Genomic DNA, 19,097 nt, shown 5'->3' on the forward strand with positions numbered 1-19,097 from the left:
GCATTTCCGCGGCTTCTGTCACCGTTTTTGCCTTTTTTGTCTTTAACAAGTACAATACTTGTATTCTTTCTTTTCCTGAACCAGTTTTTTCTTTTCTAAGCAGTTCCTTGAGTGCTGCTTCACTTTCAGATATTTCTATCTTATAAACTCCTGCCATATTTTTCCTTTAACTCTACTAATATGATATTCTAGCCTATCTGTAGTCACATTTTGGAGAATTGGTATTATATCTATGACGTGGTAGAGCCGAAGACAGTAGAGCATTTCTTTTACGACTTCACTCATTTAAACAGTCAATGTTTTCAAATATTTTTAGAATTAGTTTCTGAATATTTTGCCGATAGTATTTTGACTGGAGTTTAGACTAATTCCGTCACGCCACTCCTAGGTTGAGCTTAAGGGGTAGGTTGGCTCGAATCCCTTGAAACCCTTACAAAAACAAGGTTATAGCTATTTCCTTGGCAAGTTTTCGCCCATGCTTCTTTATTGATTGGGGAATCTTGAAAGACTTTTGGCGAGGTTCGGTCAACTCATGATGTTCTGCAAACAAGCGCGAAAAGTCGCCATGCGGCCACAGAAACACTCGCTCAAAAAGCCTGTATTCCTTTCGTTGTCTGATTTCAAGGTATTGAGCCTGAACTGGTTAGGGTTGATTTTGGGAAAATTTAGTCTAAACTCTAGGCAAGAGGCAAGAGGCAAAAGGGGGTATAGATAATCAGTCTTTAATAAACGGATTTAGTATAACGCTCTTGGAGGGAGTCTGGCAAAAGTCTTACAGTCTCTAAACTCTAGCTCTCTTATGGGGTAAGCCTTCAAGCGATCGCTAACTAACAGAAACCCGAAATTTGAGTTTTTATTAGAAAAAAAGTTAGCGATCACTTGTCAACCAAGGGTTTCAGAATCTGGATTCGGTCAGGGATTTCCGAAAGTCCCAGAAGAGCGATAAAATATCGCACCTCCCGTCAGTTGCAATTGTGATCGCGTTTCAATTCTCCAAAGCAGTGATCGTTTCTTTTCTTCTCAATAAAACTAACCTTTCAATGGACAATTGGTCTGAATCTCGGTTTCGATTCAGAACACGATTATCCATCCCTGCTTCTGAGCTTGTTCCTTGGTATAGGAAACCCCATGAACTTTGATGCTCCGAGCATTTAGCAGCGTGATGATACCTCCCTCGTTGGACAGTTGTGCGTCCGCCCCGCCCAATGGTACCGTCACGATGCCCCCTGCTTTGAGGCGGATGTCGCGTAGAGGAGACTTGCGCTTCTGCTTGTCTGCCAAAGACCAACCGTTTAGATCGACAACATCCGGCGAAACATTGATCAGTGTCACCGACTCCTTGCCTGGATCTGCTCCCAGGGGATTCACCAGTGCCGCCAGAATCCTTACGGCTGCCTCAACTGGAACCTCTGTAATAGCATCGCCCGTGCGATCATCGGTATGGAAAGATTGGGACTGGAAGGCAAGAAAGATGCCGATCCATTGGTGGCGGGAGGGGAAATGAATCAGCAGTGCGCCATCCTGATAAACGCCGTTATCCCTTTGGAATCTGCCCACACTGCCCTGATTCATGTGGATGTCGTGAATACCGCTGCCGGGAACAAAATCAAAGTATTGGTCGGGGGTGGTCGGTTCTGGCCCCCAAGAGGCTCCGAAGGCGTACAAAACCGCATCTTCAGCTTGAATAGCCCGCTGAACGTACAAGTCAATCAATTCCTTTAAGTCATTGCCAGGTCCGGGAACGTCCGGGGGCAGTGGCTTCATGTCTTCGGGACGGAACAAATTCCCGCGAATAAAATCCAGAGCTACACCTCCGGGTTGGCTTTCCAGTTTGTGGAATCCTAAACTGAAGTTCGCTAACTGATTTAAGATTGGGTGCTGAAAGGCATCATTGACTAGATACAGCAAATCCGAAGGGCTTTCTTGGGATTTGACGTTGATGGCGATGCGGTGTTTTTTCTGCCCATCGCTTACCAAAACCTGATAATGGGGCGAAGGATCGGTCTGGGGATCGATTTTGCGTTCCAAAGCCCGACATTTTAATACTCCATAGGTTGCTAGAGACATTTTTTCAATACCTCCTTTTGAGATAATCAGCAGTAGGACTCAATCACTGAACCTGAATATTGACTGTGAACTGCTCAATTGCTCTAGTCTCAGGTTCCCATGAACGCCGCCGCCTGAGTTGAATCTGAGCCGTTCCAGTGGACTTCGCCCTAAAATGGAAGGTTCGCGTACCCCCACCGCCTGTACTAGATCCGGGCGCTACCGAGTAATCTGAACCGGGGAACTCGACAAGCTGATTGTCAACTCCGCTGATTTCCCAACGATAGCCGGTAGTGGGGTTTTCTGGGAGACGGATGGCAATTAAATCGCCCGCCTGCACCTCGAATGTTTTCCCCTGATCGCCGTCTAAAATTACAATTTCCGACATACCAGAATTCCTTCCTAATGAATTGTCACTATTACAGGCTGCATAGGCCGGGTTAGCTACGAGACAGATTAAGATCATCCCCAGGGTCAAAGCTATCCAGCGTACAGCAGTGAGGTTTAAATTGCTCAAATCCTTGAAAGTAGATTCGCGTTGAAACATGGAAGTTTTGAGTTAGAAATGAGAGTTGGGAAACAGGTTAGATAAGCTTTATCACCCCTGCTCCTCCGAAAACAGTCGCATTTAATCAGATTTCCCTATCTCCTCAAGATAGAGTTTTGAGATAGCCTAGGGTTCATTTTCCACTTGACGAATCGTCCAGAAATCGTCAGCTAGGTTATCGTCCAACAGATAAGCATAGGGGATGGTAAAGTAGCCTTGCATTCCCCAGTCTTTCCCCCAAGAGTTGCGGACGATAAACCGCCGTTGGCTATCATCATAACCGACGGCTAACACGGCATGACCCCCCAATAATTGTTCATTGGGAGACGGCATGGGGACGCGACCTGTTTGTGCCACCTCTTGACTTTCAAAGCTCTCGTAAACACTGAACCCAAAGACGAAGGGATAGCCGGATGCTAAACATCCCTTCATCTGATTGAGGTTTCGCACTAGGCGGCTGTAAAGAATTGCTTGGTGTTTGGCCGCGACTTCATAACATTTTGGGGTAGGTTTTTTAATAAACCTGACCTGATAATCAGGATCGTAGGGCCAGATGCCCTCAGGTCCGGGATGCTGTTTGGTTTTTTCCTCTGGACAAGCGCCTTGCTTGCCAACGCTTTTAATGCCATCACGAATCATGGCGCCGCTATCTTCGTTCACAGTCCCTTCCATGACCCGTTCGTTGTAGTAAATAAACAAGCGGGAAGGGGTAAAAATATCCGTCAATTTCTGCTTCATTTGATCGAACTCAAGGGCACCAGCAATGGCATTGGCGGTACAACTGCCCAACTGTTCTTGATCGTAGATGTGGGGACAATTAGGGCGGAGATCGACCTTGGCTGGTAAAGCTCTCAGTGCTGTAACGGGTGCAGCGTAAAGCAGATCTCGATGATCTGGTAAGTCAGGAACCCATCCATAACGTTTGTTTGTGCGTGTCATTTTTTCAACTCCTGTTCAATCTAAAAAAGATGTGAATTTTTTACTTTGTGGCATGGACATCTCAGAAGTACGATCGCTTCTTTCCTGTTTCAGGAACTGCGATCGCATTGTTGTCAAGTTGATTAGCTCAAGGGAATTTCACCTCCTGTTTACTTCTGGCGATCGCATCTTGCCCTTTCAAAAAGCGATCGCCTTCCTCAATAAGCTCAGAAACATTTTCGAGAACGTCCGATCACACTTGCGATAGCTGTTAGAGCAACAGCGCCACAGAGAACTGGTACAAGTTGCGGTGACGATGCTCCAAGTAGTACCAAGATTGCCAGTATCAAGGCACCAATGCCCGCACCCGCCACAATAACCCGCAGCCTGATGCAAATATTGGGCTGACACTGAATGACCCAGGTTAAGGCGATCGCAGCTAGGAAGACTGCAATCACTGCGACAGTTACCCAATTAGTCATTATGCCGAGGGCAACAATGAAAATTGTCAGTGAGACGGCACAGATGATAGCTAATGTTCGGCAGAGCCGTACTTTCTGCCAGTCTCCAGTCGGTGATGCTTCAACCTGGCTAGAATCGCCACCGAGCGAGTCAACCCGATTAGCAATCTGTTCAACATAACGGTTGAAAACAGGGAACCAACGGTTATTTTCGGGGATGGACTGCTGAACCCAGCGGAGATTGGATAATATGCGTTCTTCCGGTCCGAGCATTTCCTCTTTCGTCCGAACTGGAATCGTAAGCTGGAATGTGCCAAGGATGCGCCGCCATTTCCTTGAATGTTCTACAATCGCCAGGTTTTCCGACGGCGAGTCTTGCAGACGTGGCTCAATCGGAAGTTCTTTGCCTGTACTCGTCACTTGCCGGACAACTACCGTGAAAACCTCGTCCCGCCTTACCGTTGGGGGTAAATCGATTGACAGCAACCCGGCTAAATTTGTGTCCGATCCGAGTGGAATGGGTATATAGGTGATGCCATCCGTCGGGCAACGCAGAGTATGATCGTCGATTCGAATCAATCGGTGTGATCTGTACATCTGCACGGCCATTTCGAGGATCTGGGTGACGCTGACACCGGGCAGATAAAGGGTTGCAAGGCTTCCGACCGGAGTGTTTCCCCAGTCAATCATCAATTCGTCGGGGATCTCATCGGGACCAAGATTTGCCCGTGTCGGTCGGATGTCAAAGGTATTGGGGATGCGGCGGGATGCGAGATTGCCAGGATTTGGGGATTCAACGATCATGAGATTCCGCTGGGCGAGTTTGTCAGAGGATCCTGGAGTCGCATTGGGTGGAATCGGATCGGGATCAAAGGCAATTTCGGCAACGAGACACTGGTGCTTGTTGCGGATATGTTCATAGATTGTTTTACGATCCGCTGCCGGATAGGGTCCATCCATCGGTGATGCTTGGAACGGAAACTGAGGTTGGGACGATTGGTTGATGTCTAACCAGCAACCGAAGTAGTTGTAACTCTCTGTCCCTGTTATGTCGGGTTGAAGCGTCTGCACATTCGCTGGGTCAGGTTGGTCGTTCAGGGTCTTGGTTTGGTCCGATGAATCAATTCGTGGTGCGGCAAAGCAGGGAATACTGATTACCTCGCCGCCCGCCATTCCTCCCTCAATTCCCAGGAGCGGGATGATCGTGCCAGCTTTTCCGCCGCGACGGTAGGTCGTTGACTGGTTGTATTCCAATGAGGTCGTCGAGGCTGGGAAAAGTCGAAAGAATACCCGCACGTCTTTCGCCTCTTTGATTTTCGATCGATAGTGTACTCGAGCGATCGCAAAGTTAAAAACAGGCGTCAGCTTCCCGTTGACTTTAACTTTTTCGGAGAGTTCTAGTTTGGATGTCTGCTGATCGATGGAGATATCGTCAAAGGTCTGTCCACCAGTGGTGCCATTGTTCAAGTTGGCAATCACTTGCTCGATGAAGTCCGGGGCCTGATCGGGCGCGTTCCCCATGGTCTTGCCAAACTGCGACTCGCCTGCCTTAATTTGGAACACCCGCAGATCTCCGCTCAACCAGGAAACTGGACCATCGACTTCGTAGGGATTGGGCTGCTTGATCAGGTAGATGGTCGCGCTACTCGACACAGTTGCGATCGACGCGGTAAGTGTTACATCCTCCACGTCGTTGACAAATCCGTCGGTGCCTGTGAAGCTAATCTGATAAGTCCAGGTTAATCTCTGCCGACGTTTGAGATGGCTTGGGTCTTCCACGTCAAGCGCAACCGCCTCGGCTGTCATTTGAGCGATGCTTGGGGCGATCGTCAGTGCAGGCTTGATGTTCGGCACACCAAACAGCGTTGCAGATGTGATGCCAAGCTCTTGGGCAGAGAAGCCATCGACAATCACATAAAAAGCTGCTTTAATCACTGCCGCCTGTCCAGGCTTCAGCATTGCTGCAATCTCGTCTTCACCGAAGGTGCTGCGATCAACGATAAAATGGCAGGACTTGACAATCGGACAAGCATAAGGTGAAGGTCCATAGTCCTGGCATAGTCCATCTAAGAGAATCCTGTACAATTCCATGTCGTTGTTGGCTTGAGCTTGCGTCGCTGTCCCTCCGCCGGGCCCGTATTGCTCCCATAGAGAAGGTGTCAGTGTTGCACTGGTGTCAGTCTGGCGTAATCGCCATTCGTCGGGAGTAACTGGTTTATCGCAGAGGGAAGGATCGATGACCATTTTCAGATCCGGCCCGCTGGGTTGTTGAACCATCAACGTCGGTGCTACGTGCCAACACCAATGCACTTCGCACTCAGGCACATTTGAGCTAGGGGCAAGCAAATTGCAACCCGCAGAATCAATCCAGATTTTTTCGGGGGTTTCTCCCTCTGCTATCATCAGATAGCACATCAGATGCGCCCTGATCCAGCATCCGTCATAGGGGAATTTGTAAGGAATGCAGGGATCGGTAGAGGAGCAGGGCACACAGGATTTCGCTTGCATCAGATTAAACAGTTCGACTGCCCTATCCCAGGTGACGGGCGGATCGGGGGCGGATGGAGCCGGTGGCTCGGTAGGGCGATCAATGCCAAAGGATTGAGGGAGCGGTCGGACATCGATAATTTCAAAGTTTTGCTGGGTTGATGTAACCAGAATGGCAGCATCGTTCGCCAGTGCTGCTTGAAGTGCATTCAACATCTTCTGAAAATCCGGATGATTGCGCGGCAGATAGTGGCGGGCTTGAGAAGTATAGAAGGTAACATAAACAGCTTCTTCACTTTCATTTATTCGCCAAACCTTGGCAGCTTCGGGAACACATAATTTTGTGATGATATTTGTCTCAGAATCGATTTCTACATAGACTGGCCTGTTATTTCTCTGAAGGTAATCAACCATTCGTGCCCAAACCGTCGCAGGGGGATAGCTTAGGTCTAAAAGACCTACTCGATCGCCTTCAAAGTTCACCGTCATAACCTGTGATTCTTGGTATGGAAGGGATCTCAGAATTTCCCCAGATGGAGACAGTTTCCTGATCTTATCTATCAGTGCATTAGAATTAGACATTTTTAGTTCCTCCGTATGTAGTTGATTGTTCTATAGCGGTTCTCACACCTGTGCCGTAGCTGTGATAGGTTTCCTGAAACCGAACCTGTTTAAAAGTAGGGCTAATCCAGAGTGCCGTCACCCCCAATCATTTCAGATAGCCGATTTTGCTCTCTAACCCCTTGAGCGTCCCTCCCACATATTTGAATCCCGCTCCGCGCTGTTCGATCCGCATCCGCCTCTGTTTTCACGGCATTTTCCGCACCAGCGGGACTGTAGGCTGGGGTTGTCCCGCTCCGGACTAAATTCCCCTCGTTGTCCTTGTACCCATTTTCACGACCATCGGAGAAGCGATCGAGCATCAAGAAATAGAACGCTTGGTCTTCCCAGGCGATCGGCGACGGGAACAATCCCCCCGCCGCTGATAGAGATGCAAAATTCAGTTGGCTTAAGCGTTGAACGGTTGTTGTCATGGTATTTTTCCTCTCAATCTTTCAAACTACTCATCCTCTCCGCCGCTCTTTTAATTCCTACTTAAAAAGCTTTTTTCTGGGGATGAGTTCATTGGTTTATTCCCTCCTTTTTAACCGTCTTCATGTATATTTTTTGACTTTTTGATGCTCTTCTTCTAGGGTAAAGTGAAAGTATAGTAAAGCGCTGTCAAATTTTCAAAACTTAATTTTTCCGAGTCTGTCCACTCACTTATTTTTAACAAAGGTTAAGGACTCCCTCTCAAATAGTTTTTGATAAGTTCGATTCTTTCTTTTGGCTTCCTGGTATCCCTTGAAGCTACACTTTCAGCTATACCGAGCCGAAGCAATTCTCTTAAGATCGAATAATCGCAAAATCGGCGCTGCTATTTCCCGTTATCAACCCATCGACCGCATGAAAATGCTTGTCATAGCTAAATAAAGCCAGATTATATTGTAGAGCCATCGCCGCGATCCACATATGGTTAGTGGGAATCGGATTGCCCTTTTTCCTCAAGTAATAATAAACTCTAGCGTAATATTCGGCGGTATTGCAATCGATCTCGCGTAGCGAGCGCTTTGCGTTCGCAAAACGGTTAATTTTGGATATTTCCAAAAATTGCTTAAGTTCTCTTCGGTTATATTCCTCTCTAGAAACCAACTCAAAACCACCATATAATTCCTCTAAAATTACACTATTTAAACCGATTCAAGGCGTGTTCCTAATAACCTCAACTGCTTCAAAAATATTACGTTTAAAAGCGGTGTAAGCGTTGGTATCCAGTAGAATCGGTCTTAGCTCCACAAACTTTCCTCAACCTCTCGAAAGGCTTCTGTATTTTGTAAAAAATCCATCTCATCCGCCTCTGTCCAAGTTCTGGCTAATTGAGATAATAAAGTCTGATCGGAATCGACATTATTTGTTCCTAAATCCTGCAATAAAAATTTGATCAGTTTTAACTTTTCATCTTAAAATTGAAAATCAACAGGGATAGGAAAGCCCTGTAACTGGAGGATCATGGCTAAAATTGTCGGTGTTCATGGCATCGCGCAAGAATTTAGGGGTAGCAACACGATTTGTGCTGAGTGGTTGCCAAGTCTCAAGGATGGATTGAAACTCGCGGGAACCGAGTTACAGTCCGATACTGATTTTCGTTGTGCGTTTTACGGAGATATTTTTCGGGGAAAATCGAAAGCGATCGGCATCCCGAACTACGATGTTAATGATATCGATTCCGATTGGGAAAGAGAATTACTCCAGTCGTGGTGGCAAGAAACGGAACGAGTGGAAAATAATCATCCCAATGCAGATAGCCTTTTGAGAGAAAAATCTACCCCGAAAATTATCCAGAGAGCTTTGTCGGGGTTAAGTGAATCTCGGTTTTTCGGTAGCATTGCCGAGAAATTGGTTATTTCTTATCTTAAGCAAGTAGGGGGCTATTTACACAATCGAGAGCTAAAACAGCAGATTCAAGAGCGAGTAATAGAATGTATCAATGAAGAAGATACGCGGGTACTTGTAGCTCATTCTCTCGGTTCGATCGTCTGTTACGAAACTTTATGTCAGCATCCAGAATGGCCGATTAAAGTCTTTGTCACTCTCGGTTCTCCTTTGGGGATAAGACAATTAATTTTCGATCGACTGCAACCATCCCCCCGCAATAACCTGGGGCGCTGGCCCGGAAATGTGGAAAGATGGGTAAATATCGCAGACGATGGCGATGTGGTGGCGTTGACAAAGCAACTCAACTCTTTATTTGAGGGAACTATCGAGGATAAGCTAGTTTATAATGGTTGCGAGGCTCACGATGCCAAAAGGTATCTGACGGCGGTTGAAACTGGGGAAGCGATTCGATCGGGGTTAAGTAGGTAGGTGTTAAAAATTATCAGACACCACCCTTATCAAGGGGGGACTAAGGGTAGGGTTGATTCATGAATCAACCCTACTATGAATCAACTCTAGGACTAAGGGGGGATCGAACCTAAAATCCATTTTTAATTTAATTATAACCAGCTACTTAATCGATTGATGGGCAATGATATGGATGAAGAAATCAAGTATTATCTGATCGCTTGTGGGACAAAGGATTACAACGCATTCGAGCAATTACCCAGCGTCGAGACGGATTTAGAATTGGTGAACAGTCTGTTTACCAGTGGTTTTGGATATGAAAGAGTTCTGCCAAGTTTACACTTGAATCCCACAACTAACGATCTTAAAAAATTATTCCCTAATTGGCTTCGGGATAAAGAGCGACATGGAACGAAAAATATTCTTATTTTTTACTATTCTGGTCATGGCGAATATTGTCCAGGTGATAGACATTATCTCATCCTGAAAGATACAGATATTGATAATATCGATTTAACGGCTTTACCGACTCAAGACTTAGTTCGTCCTCTTAACAATAAGCAAGTAACAATTTCTCAAATTCTCTATATTATTGATACTTGTTACTCCCAAAGTGGTGCGGGAGATATTATAAAATTCGTTAGTAATGCGATCAAACAATATGAAGCGGTTCGAGGAGCTAATATAGCTATTCATGTTATGGCAGCTTGTAGGTCAAAAGATACAGCGATCGAAGGCGTTTTATCCCGATCGCTGCAACAAGCTCTCGATGATATAGAAGCGATCGATTTTTATTCCCACCGTGGATATGTCGATCTAGGTTTGTTGGTTGATAAAATGAACCAGAATGTTGACGGTAATCAGCGTGTTAATTATTCTGCGCTAGGAATTGAAACCCATGCTATCTTTTTTCCTACTTATCCTAAAGCTGACCAAAAATGGGAAAATCAACGATTTAATTTAATCGAAAAACTTTTCAATATTTTAAATATTAATTCCGATAATAGTTTATTTTTAATCAACTCTTTTCTGTTAGTCTATGAGGATCCCAAATCGTCATCTATTTCAAACATAGAAGAGCTTAGAGAAAAACTAAAAGATTTGTCTAGTAAGCCAGTTAATAAAGAAATATGTCCTTTGATTTTATTTTCTGAATGGTGCAGGTTGAAGTTATTTAAGGATCAAAACCGAGATATTGCTGAAGATATTGATACTTGGAAAGGTGAAGCTGTTCGATATAGGGATGGTGTGCAGTTAGACACAATCAAGAAATATGCGAGAGAATTGTGGGATAAATTTAATAAAAATATCGAACTAGAAGGAAGAATACAAATTGTAATCTCACCCGCAATTGATAAACATAATAATACTGGCTTACAAACAGAATATTTTTATGTAAATACGATGTTTTTTGTGGGAATAAACAATAAAATTAAGTTATGGAATATCTATAAAAAAGAACAAGGTTTTATGTTAGAAGAAATGCAAAATAGTTTCTATCAGGTAATTCCTGAAATATTTTACTATTTACCCGATCGAGTGAGACTAGAGATTGAATTTTTCCTTCCATTTGCTTTGCTGAAACACTCCCTAGAAGATATTAAGTTTAGATGCGGTGAGGGGCCATCTATCGGATACGAGTATCCTGTTTTTATTAACTCCTTCGATCGCTATTTTGATGAAGATTTCCGAGAGATACGCGACGAGATCGAGGAGATCAAGAGAGCTTTATGGGAAAATAATAGCGATCTTGACTGGGAACATTACTACATCGGAACCGAACCATCGATCGCCGATCTGGAAGATATCGTGGAATCCCTGCCGATCGCCGTCTGGAGTCGAAACGCCAATCAACCGATGACAGATAACGATCTAAAACCCTCGGAATGGAGAAACTGGCCCGATAAGATCAAAGAATTACGCAGAAACAAGCGAAAAATCGCCCTTTTCTGGGACGATCTATACCCCAAACCCTCCCCGAGACCAAGACCTCTAAACACGAGAGTGGTGGAATCCAATGGCCAATAAACCAGTTACCAAAGCAGAAGAACTTCGCATCTATCGGGGTTTGACCCTGAGTGCCGATAGTTTACCCACACCCGAAGAACAAAGAAAACACCTCGATCGCATCCCACCGCCACCCCCTTGGCGCAGTTTTAGCCTGTCCCCGGAAGCATGGACAAAATCGCAGAAAATACCGCCCAAACAGGGAAAAATCGACCCTAGGGCTTTAGGATTCGTCGCGGATAAGAAAGCGGTGGAATTGGTGAATGCTGCCCTCTGTTTGCGTCGTCCCCTACTGATCGAGGGCAACCCCGGCGCCGGCAAGACTTCCCTGGCCTACGCAGTTGCCCGGGAATTGGGACTACCCGGCCCCTACCGTTGGTCGATCGTTTCCCGCACCACCCTTAAAGAGGGTCTTTATGCCTACGATGCGATCGGACGGTTACAGGAAGCTTCCCTACAAAGACAGAAAGTGGGAGAGGGGGGAAAGTACGAGGAACCAGATATCGGCAGCTATCTAAGATTAGGTCCCATGGGGATGGCTTTTTATCGATCCCTTCCAGGACGACCGGCGGTGCTGCTAATTGATGAGATCGATAAAAGCGATATCGATATGCCTAACGATCTCCTCCATATTTTCGAGGAGGGATTTTTTGAGATCCCAGAATTGACACGATTAAAAACCGGCGACCAATCCGTTCTTCCCTATCGCGGTCAACAGGACGACAGCGAGGAAAAAATCCCGATCGATCGAGGTTGTGTGTCTTGTCAGGAGTTCCCCCTAGTATTCATGACCAGTAACGAGGCCCGGGAGTTTCCCCCCGCTTTCCTGCGTCGATGTTTGCGTTTAAGACTCGAACAACCCAATAACGAGGATGATTTCTATCGGATACTAGAGCAACGTTTCCCCCCGGAGAGCCTGAATCAATTGGAAAAACCGGCCAGAGAACTAATCCGGAAATTTCTCGATCGAATTAAACGCAAAGACAAACTAGCCACCGATCAACTGCTCAACGCGGTCTATCTGTTACTACAGGGAAACGACCTCACCGCCACCGATCGCGAATCGCTGCTAGACACCATCTTTAAATCCTTGCAAGGGTAGGGGGAGAGATGGAAGGGAAGAAAGCCATCTGGTGGGAAGACGAGAGGGAAATGGCAGAACTGATCTGGTGCGCTGCTTACCTCGATCGAATTATCGCGCCTTGGTCGATCGAGCAGTCTGAACATTCGGAAGCGAACTCATCTAATGATCAGGAGGATAACCGGTCATCCGGCAGCGGTGAAAAAACCCCTCCCCCCGGAGCGATCGAGCCAACCCTCCCCGTTGCCTATCCCGAAAACATCGATCGCCCGATGCAGACCTCCCGGAAGCGCGATTCGGTCGAGAGCGATCGTTCTTCTCCCGTTCGTGTCCCCGATCCCTTTCCGATACCCGAACCCACCGCCATCAGTAAGGCAATTCTCCCCCTAGCGCGTCGCGTGCCTGGATTACGGGCCGACGAGTTGGATATCGAGGTTACAGTGGAACGGACGGCCGAAGCGGGGGGATTACCGATGCTCGCTTTCCGACCTCCCCTAGAACGTTGGTTAGAGGTTCACCTGTTGATCGATCGCTCTCCCCCGATGGAATTTTGGGGAGATCTAGCGGGGGGAATGACCACTCTCTTCCGTTGGCAAGGCTTTTTTAGGGATGTGCGGGTTTGGTGGTTCGAGACGGGTGAAAATGAAGCTCGTTTGCTTTCCGGCGCTGGGCAAATCGAACGGAACCCTCGCAGTCTGGTTGCACCCTCTGGGAACCGACTTTTTATCGTCCTAACCGATACTTTGGGGAAAGCTTGGCGATCGAGGTCCGCCTTCGCCACCCTAGCGGATCTGGGCAAAGAACACCCCGTCACCATCGCTCACATTTTCCCGCAGGAGCTATGGCAACGAACCGCTTTAGAGGGGGCGATCCTCCGGCCTTTGATCGCACCGGGTCCCGCTTCTGCCAATGCAACACTGCAAGTGGGGGAAAGACTCCGCACGAAGCAGATTCTCTATCGGTTCCCTATTTTCAATCTATCCCCTGCTCACTTTGCAACCTGGGCGAAATTTATCGCTGGGAGCGGTGGTAACTCGATTCAGGGGGTTTTAATGGGAGCAACCACTGCGGGGGTGAATATGGGTGAAACCGGAGAAGAAGAGGCAGCCGCTCCGGAAGCGGAATCCCCGGAAGAGTTATTGAGAGGCTTTTTAATCGATGCCAGTCCCTTGGCCCGAGAACTGGCTAAAGTGCTGGCGGCCGTTCCCCTGATTCCTCCGGTGATGCGATTGGCACAGCGGCGATTTTTACCCGATAGTAAACATTGGCATCTAGCGGAGGTCTTTTTTAGCGGACTGGTCGAAAAATCTACCTTTAGTCCGGAGGGAGCGACGGTTCCGGATGCTTGGTACGATTTTTACCCCGGCATTCGTCAGCTACTGTTGGCAGATAGTGCCGCTAGACGCACGATCGATATTTGGCGCGGCATCGGCGATTATATTCGCGACCATTACGGCGAATTTCGCGATTTTTCGGCTCTAATCCCCAATCCACAGGGTTCTCTAGAGGATGCAGTCAGCGATCGCTCTCTCTATTTCGCTGAGGTGGACGCGGCTGTTCTCCGCACTTGGGGGGGAGAGTACGCCGATATCGCCCAAAACATCGAGGAGAGAGTGAGGCAGCGAAAACAGGAAATCTTGACCCCGGAAAAACTCCTAAAATTCACCTTCGAGACCCTATACGTCGATAAACGGGGAGAAATTACCAAAAGAGAACCCCTGGAGGCCTACTACTACCAAGAACCCCTAGGGGAGGGAATCGAACCCCTAACCATGGTTGCTATCCCGGGGGGAACTTTCCTGATGGGTTCACCGGGAGAAAAGTACGATAACGAGGATGAAAAACCCCAACACCCCGTGAGCGTCAGTGCTTTCTACCTGAGCCAGACTCTGATTACACGGGCGCAATGGCGGTTCGTGGCCCACCTACCGAGGGAGGGAAAAGACCTCGATCCAGACCCTGCGGAGTTTAAGGAAAGTGATAATAACCCCGTCGAGCGCGTGAGATGGTACGATGCGATCGAATTCTGCGCCCGTCTGTCCCGTCACACGGGAAAAAATTACCGTTTACCGAGTGAGGCCGAGTGGGAATACGCTTGTAGAGCGGGAACAACTACCCCCTTCCACTTTGGCGAGACGATCACGGCAGAACTGGCGAATTACAATAGTTCAGAGGTCTATCAACAAGAAAAGGCGAAAGAATCCCCAAAGAAAACCACCCCCGTCCGCTCCTATCCCCCCAACGCCTTCGGGCTGTACGATATGCACGGGAATGTTTGGGAGTGGTGTTTAGATCCGTGGCACAGTGATTATCAAGACGCACCGCCCACAGACGGGAGCGTTTGGGACGAAAAAAATATTGATAATCGTTATGAAAACTTATTGAATAGTATAAATAAACTATTGACAGATGACCGAGATTCTGTATTGCGGGGCGGTTCTTGGTTCCTCCATCCAGATTTCTGCCGTTCCGCTTACCGCAGCTACAGCTCCCGCCGCGACGACTACGGCCTCTACGGTTTTCGGGTGGTGTGCGGTGCTGGGAGGACCCTGTAACCCTTTTCCCCTTTTTTTCCCTCTTTTCCCTCATTCCCTTTTCTGGAATTTTTTTAGGCAGGCTATAGTACGAGTGTATTAGTTTAGGGGGTCAATTACCTGGGGGGTTTGATCCCCCCTGCCCCCCTTGATAAGGGGGGTTTGATCCCCCCTTAGGGACTTGCGTGGGAATAATATCCCAATCGATCGGAGGGCGCAAGCTTTGCGCCCCTACAGTAACGGATTTTGTCCACAATGTAGGGGCGAACTGCGTTCGCCCAAAAGGTACATTATCAAAGCGCAAGTCCCTTAGTACTAGGGTTGATTCATAGTAGGGTTGATTCATGAATCAACCCTACCCTTAGTCCCCCCTTAATAAGGGTGGTGCCGATCCCCCCTGCCCCCCTTGATAAGGGGGGTGCCGATAGGCGGGGGTATCTCCCTTGATAAGGGGGGTGCCGATAGGCGGGGGTATCTCCCTTGATAAGGGGGGCATCTGATAATTTTTAACGCCTACCTACTTAAAAATAAACTTGAGTCAACGTGAAAAAACTGTCCTAACTTTATAGCTTGTTTTTCTGTTATTATTTGTTGACCAATAAGAATATCAGAAACTATGGTTTTTGAACCTAGTATATCTGATAAATCTTTTTCTTGTAAGTTGTTAGCTTCCATGAGTTCCCAGAGTATTGAATGGGGTTCTGATTCTTCAAGGGGATAATGATCTTGTTCGTACTTTTCGATTAAAGTCAAGAGTAAATTTAACAAAGTGGTTTCTTCTAGACTGCGATTTTCTCGATGAGATAAGGCCTCAGCTAGGATAATAGCCTGTTCGTTTTCTGCATCGTTTTCTATCACTTTTGGTAGATACTTGGCTAGTAACCTTCCGTAGGTATCACGGTTTAAAGTAAGGGTCATTTTTCCACTCATCTTTGTCATACTCCGCGTGAGTCAAAATGTACTTGATGTAAATTATTTGATCTTTGTAAACGATATCTACAATTAGACGATAGCGATTACCTTTGATATTAAAGACCGTGAAATTACCAACAGCTTCCGCTTGAGAATACACAGCTTGAACTTCAGCTAGGTTTTTCCACTCTGCTTTACTAGCAATTTTATACCAAGTATTAATGGCATTAACAGCATCGGCGTGTTTTCCAGAAAATTGCCGCAGTTTTGTACGGCTGATGATGTGCATATTCTTATTGATTTAGAATAGCTCTTGTATTCTAGTTTATCATAGCCTTATTTGCGCCACCAACCCGATGTCGGGGGGGCAGGGGGGGGTGAGGGCGATTAACCATCTCTGCCATTACTTATGAAAAATGGTATTATCCAACAGAGTTTTTAGATTTATTCAGCAAACCCTAATTACAAACACTTACTTAACATCATTTTACCGTTCCCCGTTCTCTTAATCCTCTTTCAGATCGCCAATCAGCAACGAATCGGGAGAGTTTGCTGATAGCCAAGGACTAAGAGATGACAGAGTTGGTGATATAGTAACTAAAGATCACACTTAAATCTAACCTTGCCATAGATGCACAAATCTCGAATCTGGCAACCCCAAAAATCTCCCGTCTCTAACATCAGTTTTAGCGATGAAATGAGGTAAGAATTTTGACCAAAATACTTAGCGATCGCATGGCCGTTTATCTGCTCATCGGTGGACTCCTGTTTAGAATAATCATCGCCTTGGGGCTTTATCCCGGGTACGATGAAGCCTATTATTATGTTTACAGCCATAATCTAGATTGGAGTTATTTCGATAAAATTGAGATGCAGCCACGGAAACGAACTAGACCTGAAGAGGTACAAATTTATGAAAGCTGAAGATTTTGACCGCAAATTTGATGATGGAGAAAATATCATCGAATATTTGGATTTAACTAAAATTAAACGTTCTAATTGCGAGGAACAAACAATTGCCTTTCAGTTTCCATCATGGATAATAGAGGCTCTTGAGCAAGAAAGTCAGCGTCGTGATTTACCGTTACAAGCTATTGTCAAAGGCTGGATTGAGGAAAAATTAGCTAGTTCTAATTCTCTGCAAACAACCCATTGAATGGGTAAGATGCGATCGCTTGTTCAGATGATCAAAGGGAAACTACTGCCCAACAAATTTATACCCAAGTAGTTTGTACCTTGACAACAACGGCTTTTTTCTAGCGCTTAGAAATTAGTCGGAATGGAAACTCCCTAAAACTTAGGAATCTGTACTTCACCCAAGAGAGAAGTGCTATATTACTTCAGGATAGAAAAGATGAAATTTCAGCAGCATCAGTGGATTACCCGTCTCAAAACCAAGGAATCATTGAGCTTTATTGGGATACTTGCCATAGTTACTTGGACTGCTCATTTTTGGCACTTTGGCGGCTTGGGTTTATATGAAGATGACTACTTCTATGTCGGCGAACCCATAAGGATGAACCTTCTAGAATTTTTCGACTTTATAAAAAGAATAAATTTATATTTTTTTCAAGGGCGTATCGTTGGTTTTAATATCGTTCTTTTATCGGCATTTATTGGGGGACATTTAGGAGGATTAAAACTGGTTTATGCAATAGCTTATCTATGGGTATTAACCAATAACATTCTTTTTTATATCTTCCTTAAACGCCTTTGGGATCAGCCTTTTTTTGTCATCTGCGGAACTTTGTCCTTTGCTCTGTTTCCCGCTGACAATACCAGAGCTTTTCTGACTCACATTCATGTTTTACCATCTGTGACCTTTATCTTGATAGCTTTTCTCTGCTATTTTTCCCAGAAGAGGATCATCTCCTATTTATTCATTTTAGCCGCTCTCCTCTCCTATGAAACCTGTTTCCCCCTTTTTCTTGCCGCTCCACTCTTCAAAAACAAGTGGAATGGAAAGCTATTAAAAGAATTTATCAGAAATGCCCTAGTATTGGGGTTCATTTTCCTGGGAGTGCTCATGCTTCGCAAACTAACTGGGGATAGCAGAGTTAATGATTTGGATATCCTCACGGCTGTTTTAACTCCTCTGCGTCAAACTTTAATCGGACCTTTTATCAGCTTGAGTACCTTCTTTTCTCGTCCTTGGCAAGTTCTAGTCAATCTTAAAGGGGAATTACTTTTCTTGCTTCCCATAACATTTGCTCTCTTGACTTGGTTTTTATTACAATTTAAGGTAAATCGAATTGGTGCAACGACAGTCAGTACAAGCGAAATGCCTTTTGGAAACAATTCTGAAAATTCTTTCTCGATTAGGCAGCTGGTATTACTAAGTCTGATCTTATTATTTTTAGCCTATCCCCTCACCTTCACCGTCCATGCTACTCAAATTAGTGGGCGCGATTCCAGGGTGCATACTGCTGCGGTCTTAGGAGCTTCTCTTCTCGCTGGAATTGTCTGTCACCTCATTGTTTGTCTAGCCGCAACCTATCGGCAAAAGAATCTAGCTGCTACGATCTTAGCAGCATACTTTACCTTATTAGTCGGATTTGGATTGATCGTGCAGCATGACAATCAACGTTGTTGGCAATATCAACAAGCTTTTTGGACTGATGTAACTCGATTGGCCCCAGATATCACCGAGGGTACTGTAATTTTAGTGGATGCTCCCAGTATGTCTTGGGGAAGACAGTTGCATCCCATTCATGGACTCATGCAATATGTATTGGGACAAATTTATCAGTTTCCTCAAGATTGGGAATTTATACCTAAGCTCTATAGGCTCAACCCTAACTGGCAAAATAAAATTGATGATCAGGGAATCCTGACATTGGACAGTAATAATGGTGTGGTTTATTTCTACTTTCATCCTTGGGAACTTGATCGCCATCTTCAGACATCTGAGATTATTTTATTACAGGAAAAAAATGGGAAATTAATTCGTCAAACCGATCCCATCATTGTCGGTGAGAAAAAGTTCTATTTTAAGCCAATTAGTAAGACAACATTAGATATTTTTAAGAAAGGTTTTTTATATAAAGATATAATTAATCCGTCTATTCGGAAGTCAATCGATTATCTAAAAGTCATGGTGATTCTCCCCCATCTAAGTTGATCATCCTTGGGGATAAGCTAAGACGCATTTAAACTGGGTATTGTTAAATTAGCTAAAAAGATGACAGAGTTGGTGATATAGTAACTAAAGATCACACTTA

General features: G+C 45.7%; 15 protein-coding genes. 7 read left to right on the top strand and 8 right to left on the bottom strand.

Going from position 1 to position 19,097, the window contains the following annotated elements:
- Positions 1-1,071: 1,071 nt before the first annotated feature.
- The 6 genes from H6G48_RS20815 to H6G48_RS26550 form a co-directional block, all read right to left on the bottom strand.
- A complete protein-coding gene (locus H6G48_RS20815; RefSeq protein WP_190723056.1) occupies positions 1,072-2,067 on the bottom strand; it encodes a DUF2278 family protein in 996 nt (331 codons plus the stop codon).
- Between the two features lie 43 nt (positions 2,068-2,110).
- The gene (locus H6G48_RS20820) at positions 2,111-2,593 is read right to left on the bottom strand and encodes a protease inhibitor I42 family protein (RefSeq protein ID WP_190723057.1); all 483 of its coding nucleotides are present in this window, start codon (positions 2,591-2,593) and stop codon (positions 2,111-2,113) included.
- A gap of 126 nt (positions 2,594-2,719) precedes the next feature.
- Positions 2,720-3,532 (bottom strand): C1 family peptidase, encoded by an 813-nt coding sequence (locus tag H6G48_RS20825; RefSeq protein WP_190723058.1) that lies wholly within the window; start codon positions 3,530-3,532, stop codon positions 2,720-2,722.
- Between the two features lie 206 nt (positions 3,533-3,738).
- Positions 3,739-7,041, bottom strand: coding sequence for a protein-glutamine glutaminase family protein (locus tag H6G48_RS20830; RefSeq protein ID WP_190723059.1), 3,303 nt, complete (start codon positions 7,039-7,041; stop codon positions 3,739-3,741).
- Between the two features lie 101 nt (positions 7,042-7,142).
- On the bottom strand, positions 7,143-7,493 hold the full coding sequence (locus tag H6G48_RS20835) for a hypothetical protein (RefSeq protein WP_242034713.1): 351 nt from the start codon (positions 7,491-7,493) through the stop codon (positions 7,143-7,145).
- A 352-nt stretch (positions 7,494-7,845) separates the two neighbouring features.
- A complete protein-coding gene (locus tag H6G48_RS26550; RefSeq protein WP_341275522.1) occupies positions 7,846-8,151 on the bottom strand; it encodes a PIN domain-containing protein in 306 nt (101 codons plus the stop codon).
- A 357-nt stretch (positions 8,152-8,508) separates the two neighbouring features.
- On the opposite strand from H6G48_RS26550, the gene H6G48_RS20845 reads away from it, so the two are divergent.
- The 4 genes from H6G48_RS20845 (at position 8,509) to H6G48_RS20860 (ending at position 14,985) form a co-directional block, all read left to right on the top strand.
- Positions 8,509-9,363, top strand: coding sequence for a hypothetical protein (locus tag H6G48_RS20845; protein WP_190723060.1), 855 nt, complete (start codon positions 8,509-8,511; stop codon positions 9,361-9,363).
- Between the two features lie 156 nt (positions 9,364-9,519).
- Entirely contained in the window at positions 9,520-11,370 is a 1,851-nt protein-coding gene (locus H6G48_RS20850; RefSeq protein ID WP_190723061.1) for a caspase family protein, read from the top strand.
- A complete protein-coding gene (locus tag H6G48_RS20855; protein ID WP_190723062.1) occupies positions 11,360-12,451 on the top strand; it encodes an AAA family ATPase in 1,092 nt (363 codons plus the stop codon). The genes H6G48_RS20850 and H6G48_RS20855 overlap by 11 nt, the downstream gene beginning before the upstream one ends.
- A gap of 8 nt (positions 12,452-12,459) precedes the next feature.
- A complete protein-coding gene (locus H6G48_RS20860; protein ID WP_190723063.1) occupies positions 12,460-14,985 on the top strand; it encodes an SAV_2336 N-terminal domain-related protein in 2,526 nt (841 codons plus the stop codon).
- Positions 14,986-15,477: 492 nt separating this feature from the next.
- On the opposite strand, the gene H6G48_RS20865 is transcribed toward H6G48_RS20860, so the two are convergent.
- Together H6G48_RS20865 and H6G48_RS20870 are read right to left on the bottom strand one after the other, a co-directional pair.
- Entirely contained in the window at positions 15,478-15,894 is a 417-nt protein-coding gene (locus H6G48_RS20865) for a helix-turn-helix domain-containing protein (RefSeq protein WP_130757185.1), read from the bottom strand.
- A complete protein-coding gene (locus tag H6G48_RS20870) occupies positions 15,860-16,165 on the bottom strand; it encodes a type II toxin-antitoxin system HigB family toxin (protein WP_190723064.1) in 306 nt (101 codons plus the stop codon). Before H6G48_RS20870 ends, H6G48_RS20865 begins: the two co-directional genes overlap by 35 nt.
- Before the next feature lie 422 nt (positions 16,166-16,587).
- Between H6G48_RS20870 and H6G48_RS20875 the strand changes: the two genes are divergently transcribed.
- The 3 genes from H6G48_RS20875 (at position 16,588) to H6G48_RS20885 (ending at position 18,997) form a co-directional block, all read left to right on the top strand.
- Complete coding sequence (locus tag H6G48_RS20875) at positions 16,588-16,800, top strand: hypothetical protein (RefSeq protein WP_190723065.1); 213 nt, start codon at positions 16,588-16,590, stop codon at positions 16,798-16,800.
- The gene (gene brnA, locus H6G48_RS20880) at positions 16,790-17,032 is read left to right on the top strand and encodes a type II toxin-antitoxin system BrnA family antitoxin (RefSeq protein WP_190723066.1); all 243 of its coding nucleotides are present in this window, start codon (positions 16,790-16,792) and stop codon (positions 17,030-17,032) included. Before H6G48_RS20875 ends, brnA begins: the two co-directional genes overlap by 11 nt.
- Positions 17,033-17,230: 198 nt before the next feature.
- The gene (locus H6G48_RS20885; protein WP_190723067.1) at positions 17,231-18,997 is read left to right on the top strand and encodes a hypothetical protein; all 1,767 of its coding nucleotides are present in this window, start codon (positions 17,231-17,233) and stop codon (positions 18,995-18,997) included.
- Positions 18,998-19,097 lie beyond the last annotated feature (100 nt).

The sequence above is a fragment of the Microcystis flos-aquae FACHB-1344 genome (assembly GCF_014698375.1).
Classification (GTDB): domain Bacteria; phylum Cyanobacteriota; class Cyanobacteriia; order Cyanobacteriales; family Microcystaceae; genus Microcystis; species Microcystis aeruginosa.

Excerpts from the sequence above, each read along its gene's own strand:
- H6G48_RS20815 (WP_190723056.1), bottom strand. The coding sequence starts at position 2,067 with ATGTCTCTAGCAACCTATGGAGTATTAAAATGTCGGGCTTTGGAACGC.
- H6G48_RS20820 (WP_190723057.1), bottom strand. The coding sequence starts at position 2,593 with ATGTTTCAACGCGAATCTACTTTCAAGGATTTGAGCAATTTAAACCTC.
- H6G48_RS20825 (WP_190723058.1), bottom strand. The coding sequence starts at position 3,532 with ATGACACGCACAAACAAACGTTATGGATGGGTTCCTGACTTACCAGAT.
- H6G48_RS20830 (WP_190723059.1), bottom strand. The coding sequence starts at position 7,041 with ATGTCTAATTCTAATGCACTGATAGATAAGATCAGGAAACTGTCTCCA.
- H6G48_RS20835 (WP_242034713.1), bottom strand. The coding sequence starts at position 7,493 with ATGACAACAACCGTTCAACGCTTAAGCCAACTGAATTTTGCATCTCTA.
- H6G48_RS20845 (WP_190723060.1), top strand. The coding sequence starts at position 8,509 with ATGGCTAAAATTGTCGGTGTTCATGGCATCGCGCAAGAATTTAGGGGT.
- H6G48_RS20850 (WP_190723061.1), top strand. The coding sequence starts at position 9,520 with ATGGGCAATGATATGGATGAAGAAATCAAGTATTATCTGATCGCTTGT.
- H6G48_RS20855 (WP_190723062.1), top strand. The coding sequence starts at position 11,360 with ATGGCCAATAAACCAGTTACCAAAGCAGAAGAACTTCGCATCTATCGG.
- H6G48_RS20860 (WP_190723063.1), top strand. The coding sequence starts at position 12,460 with ATGGAAGGGAAGAAAGCCATCTGGTGGGAAGACGAGAGGGAAATGGCA.
- H6G48_RS20865 (WP_130757185.1), bottom strand. The coding sequence starts at position 15,894 with ATGAGTGGAAAAATGACCCTTACTTTAAACCGTGATACCTACGGAAGG.
- H6G48_RS20870 (WP_190723064.1), bottom strand. The coding sequence starts at position 16,165 with ATGCACATCATCAGCCGTACAAAACTGCGGCAATTTTCTGGAAAACAC.
- brnA (WP_190723066.1), top strand. The coding sequence starts at position 16,790 with ATGAAAGCTGAAGATTTTGACCGCAAATTTGATGATGGAGAAAATATC.
- H6G48_RS20885 (WP_190723067.1), top strand. The coding sequence starts at position 17,231 with ATGAAATTTCAGCAGCATCAGTGGATTACCCGTCTCAAAACCAAGGAA.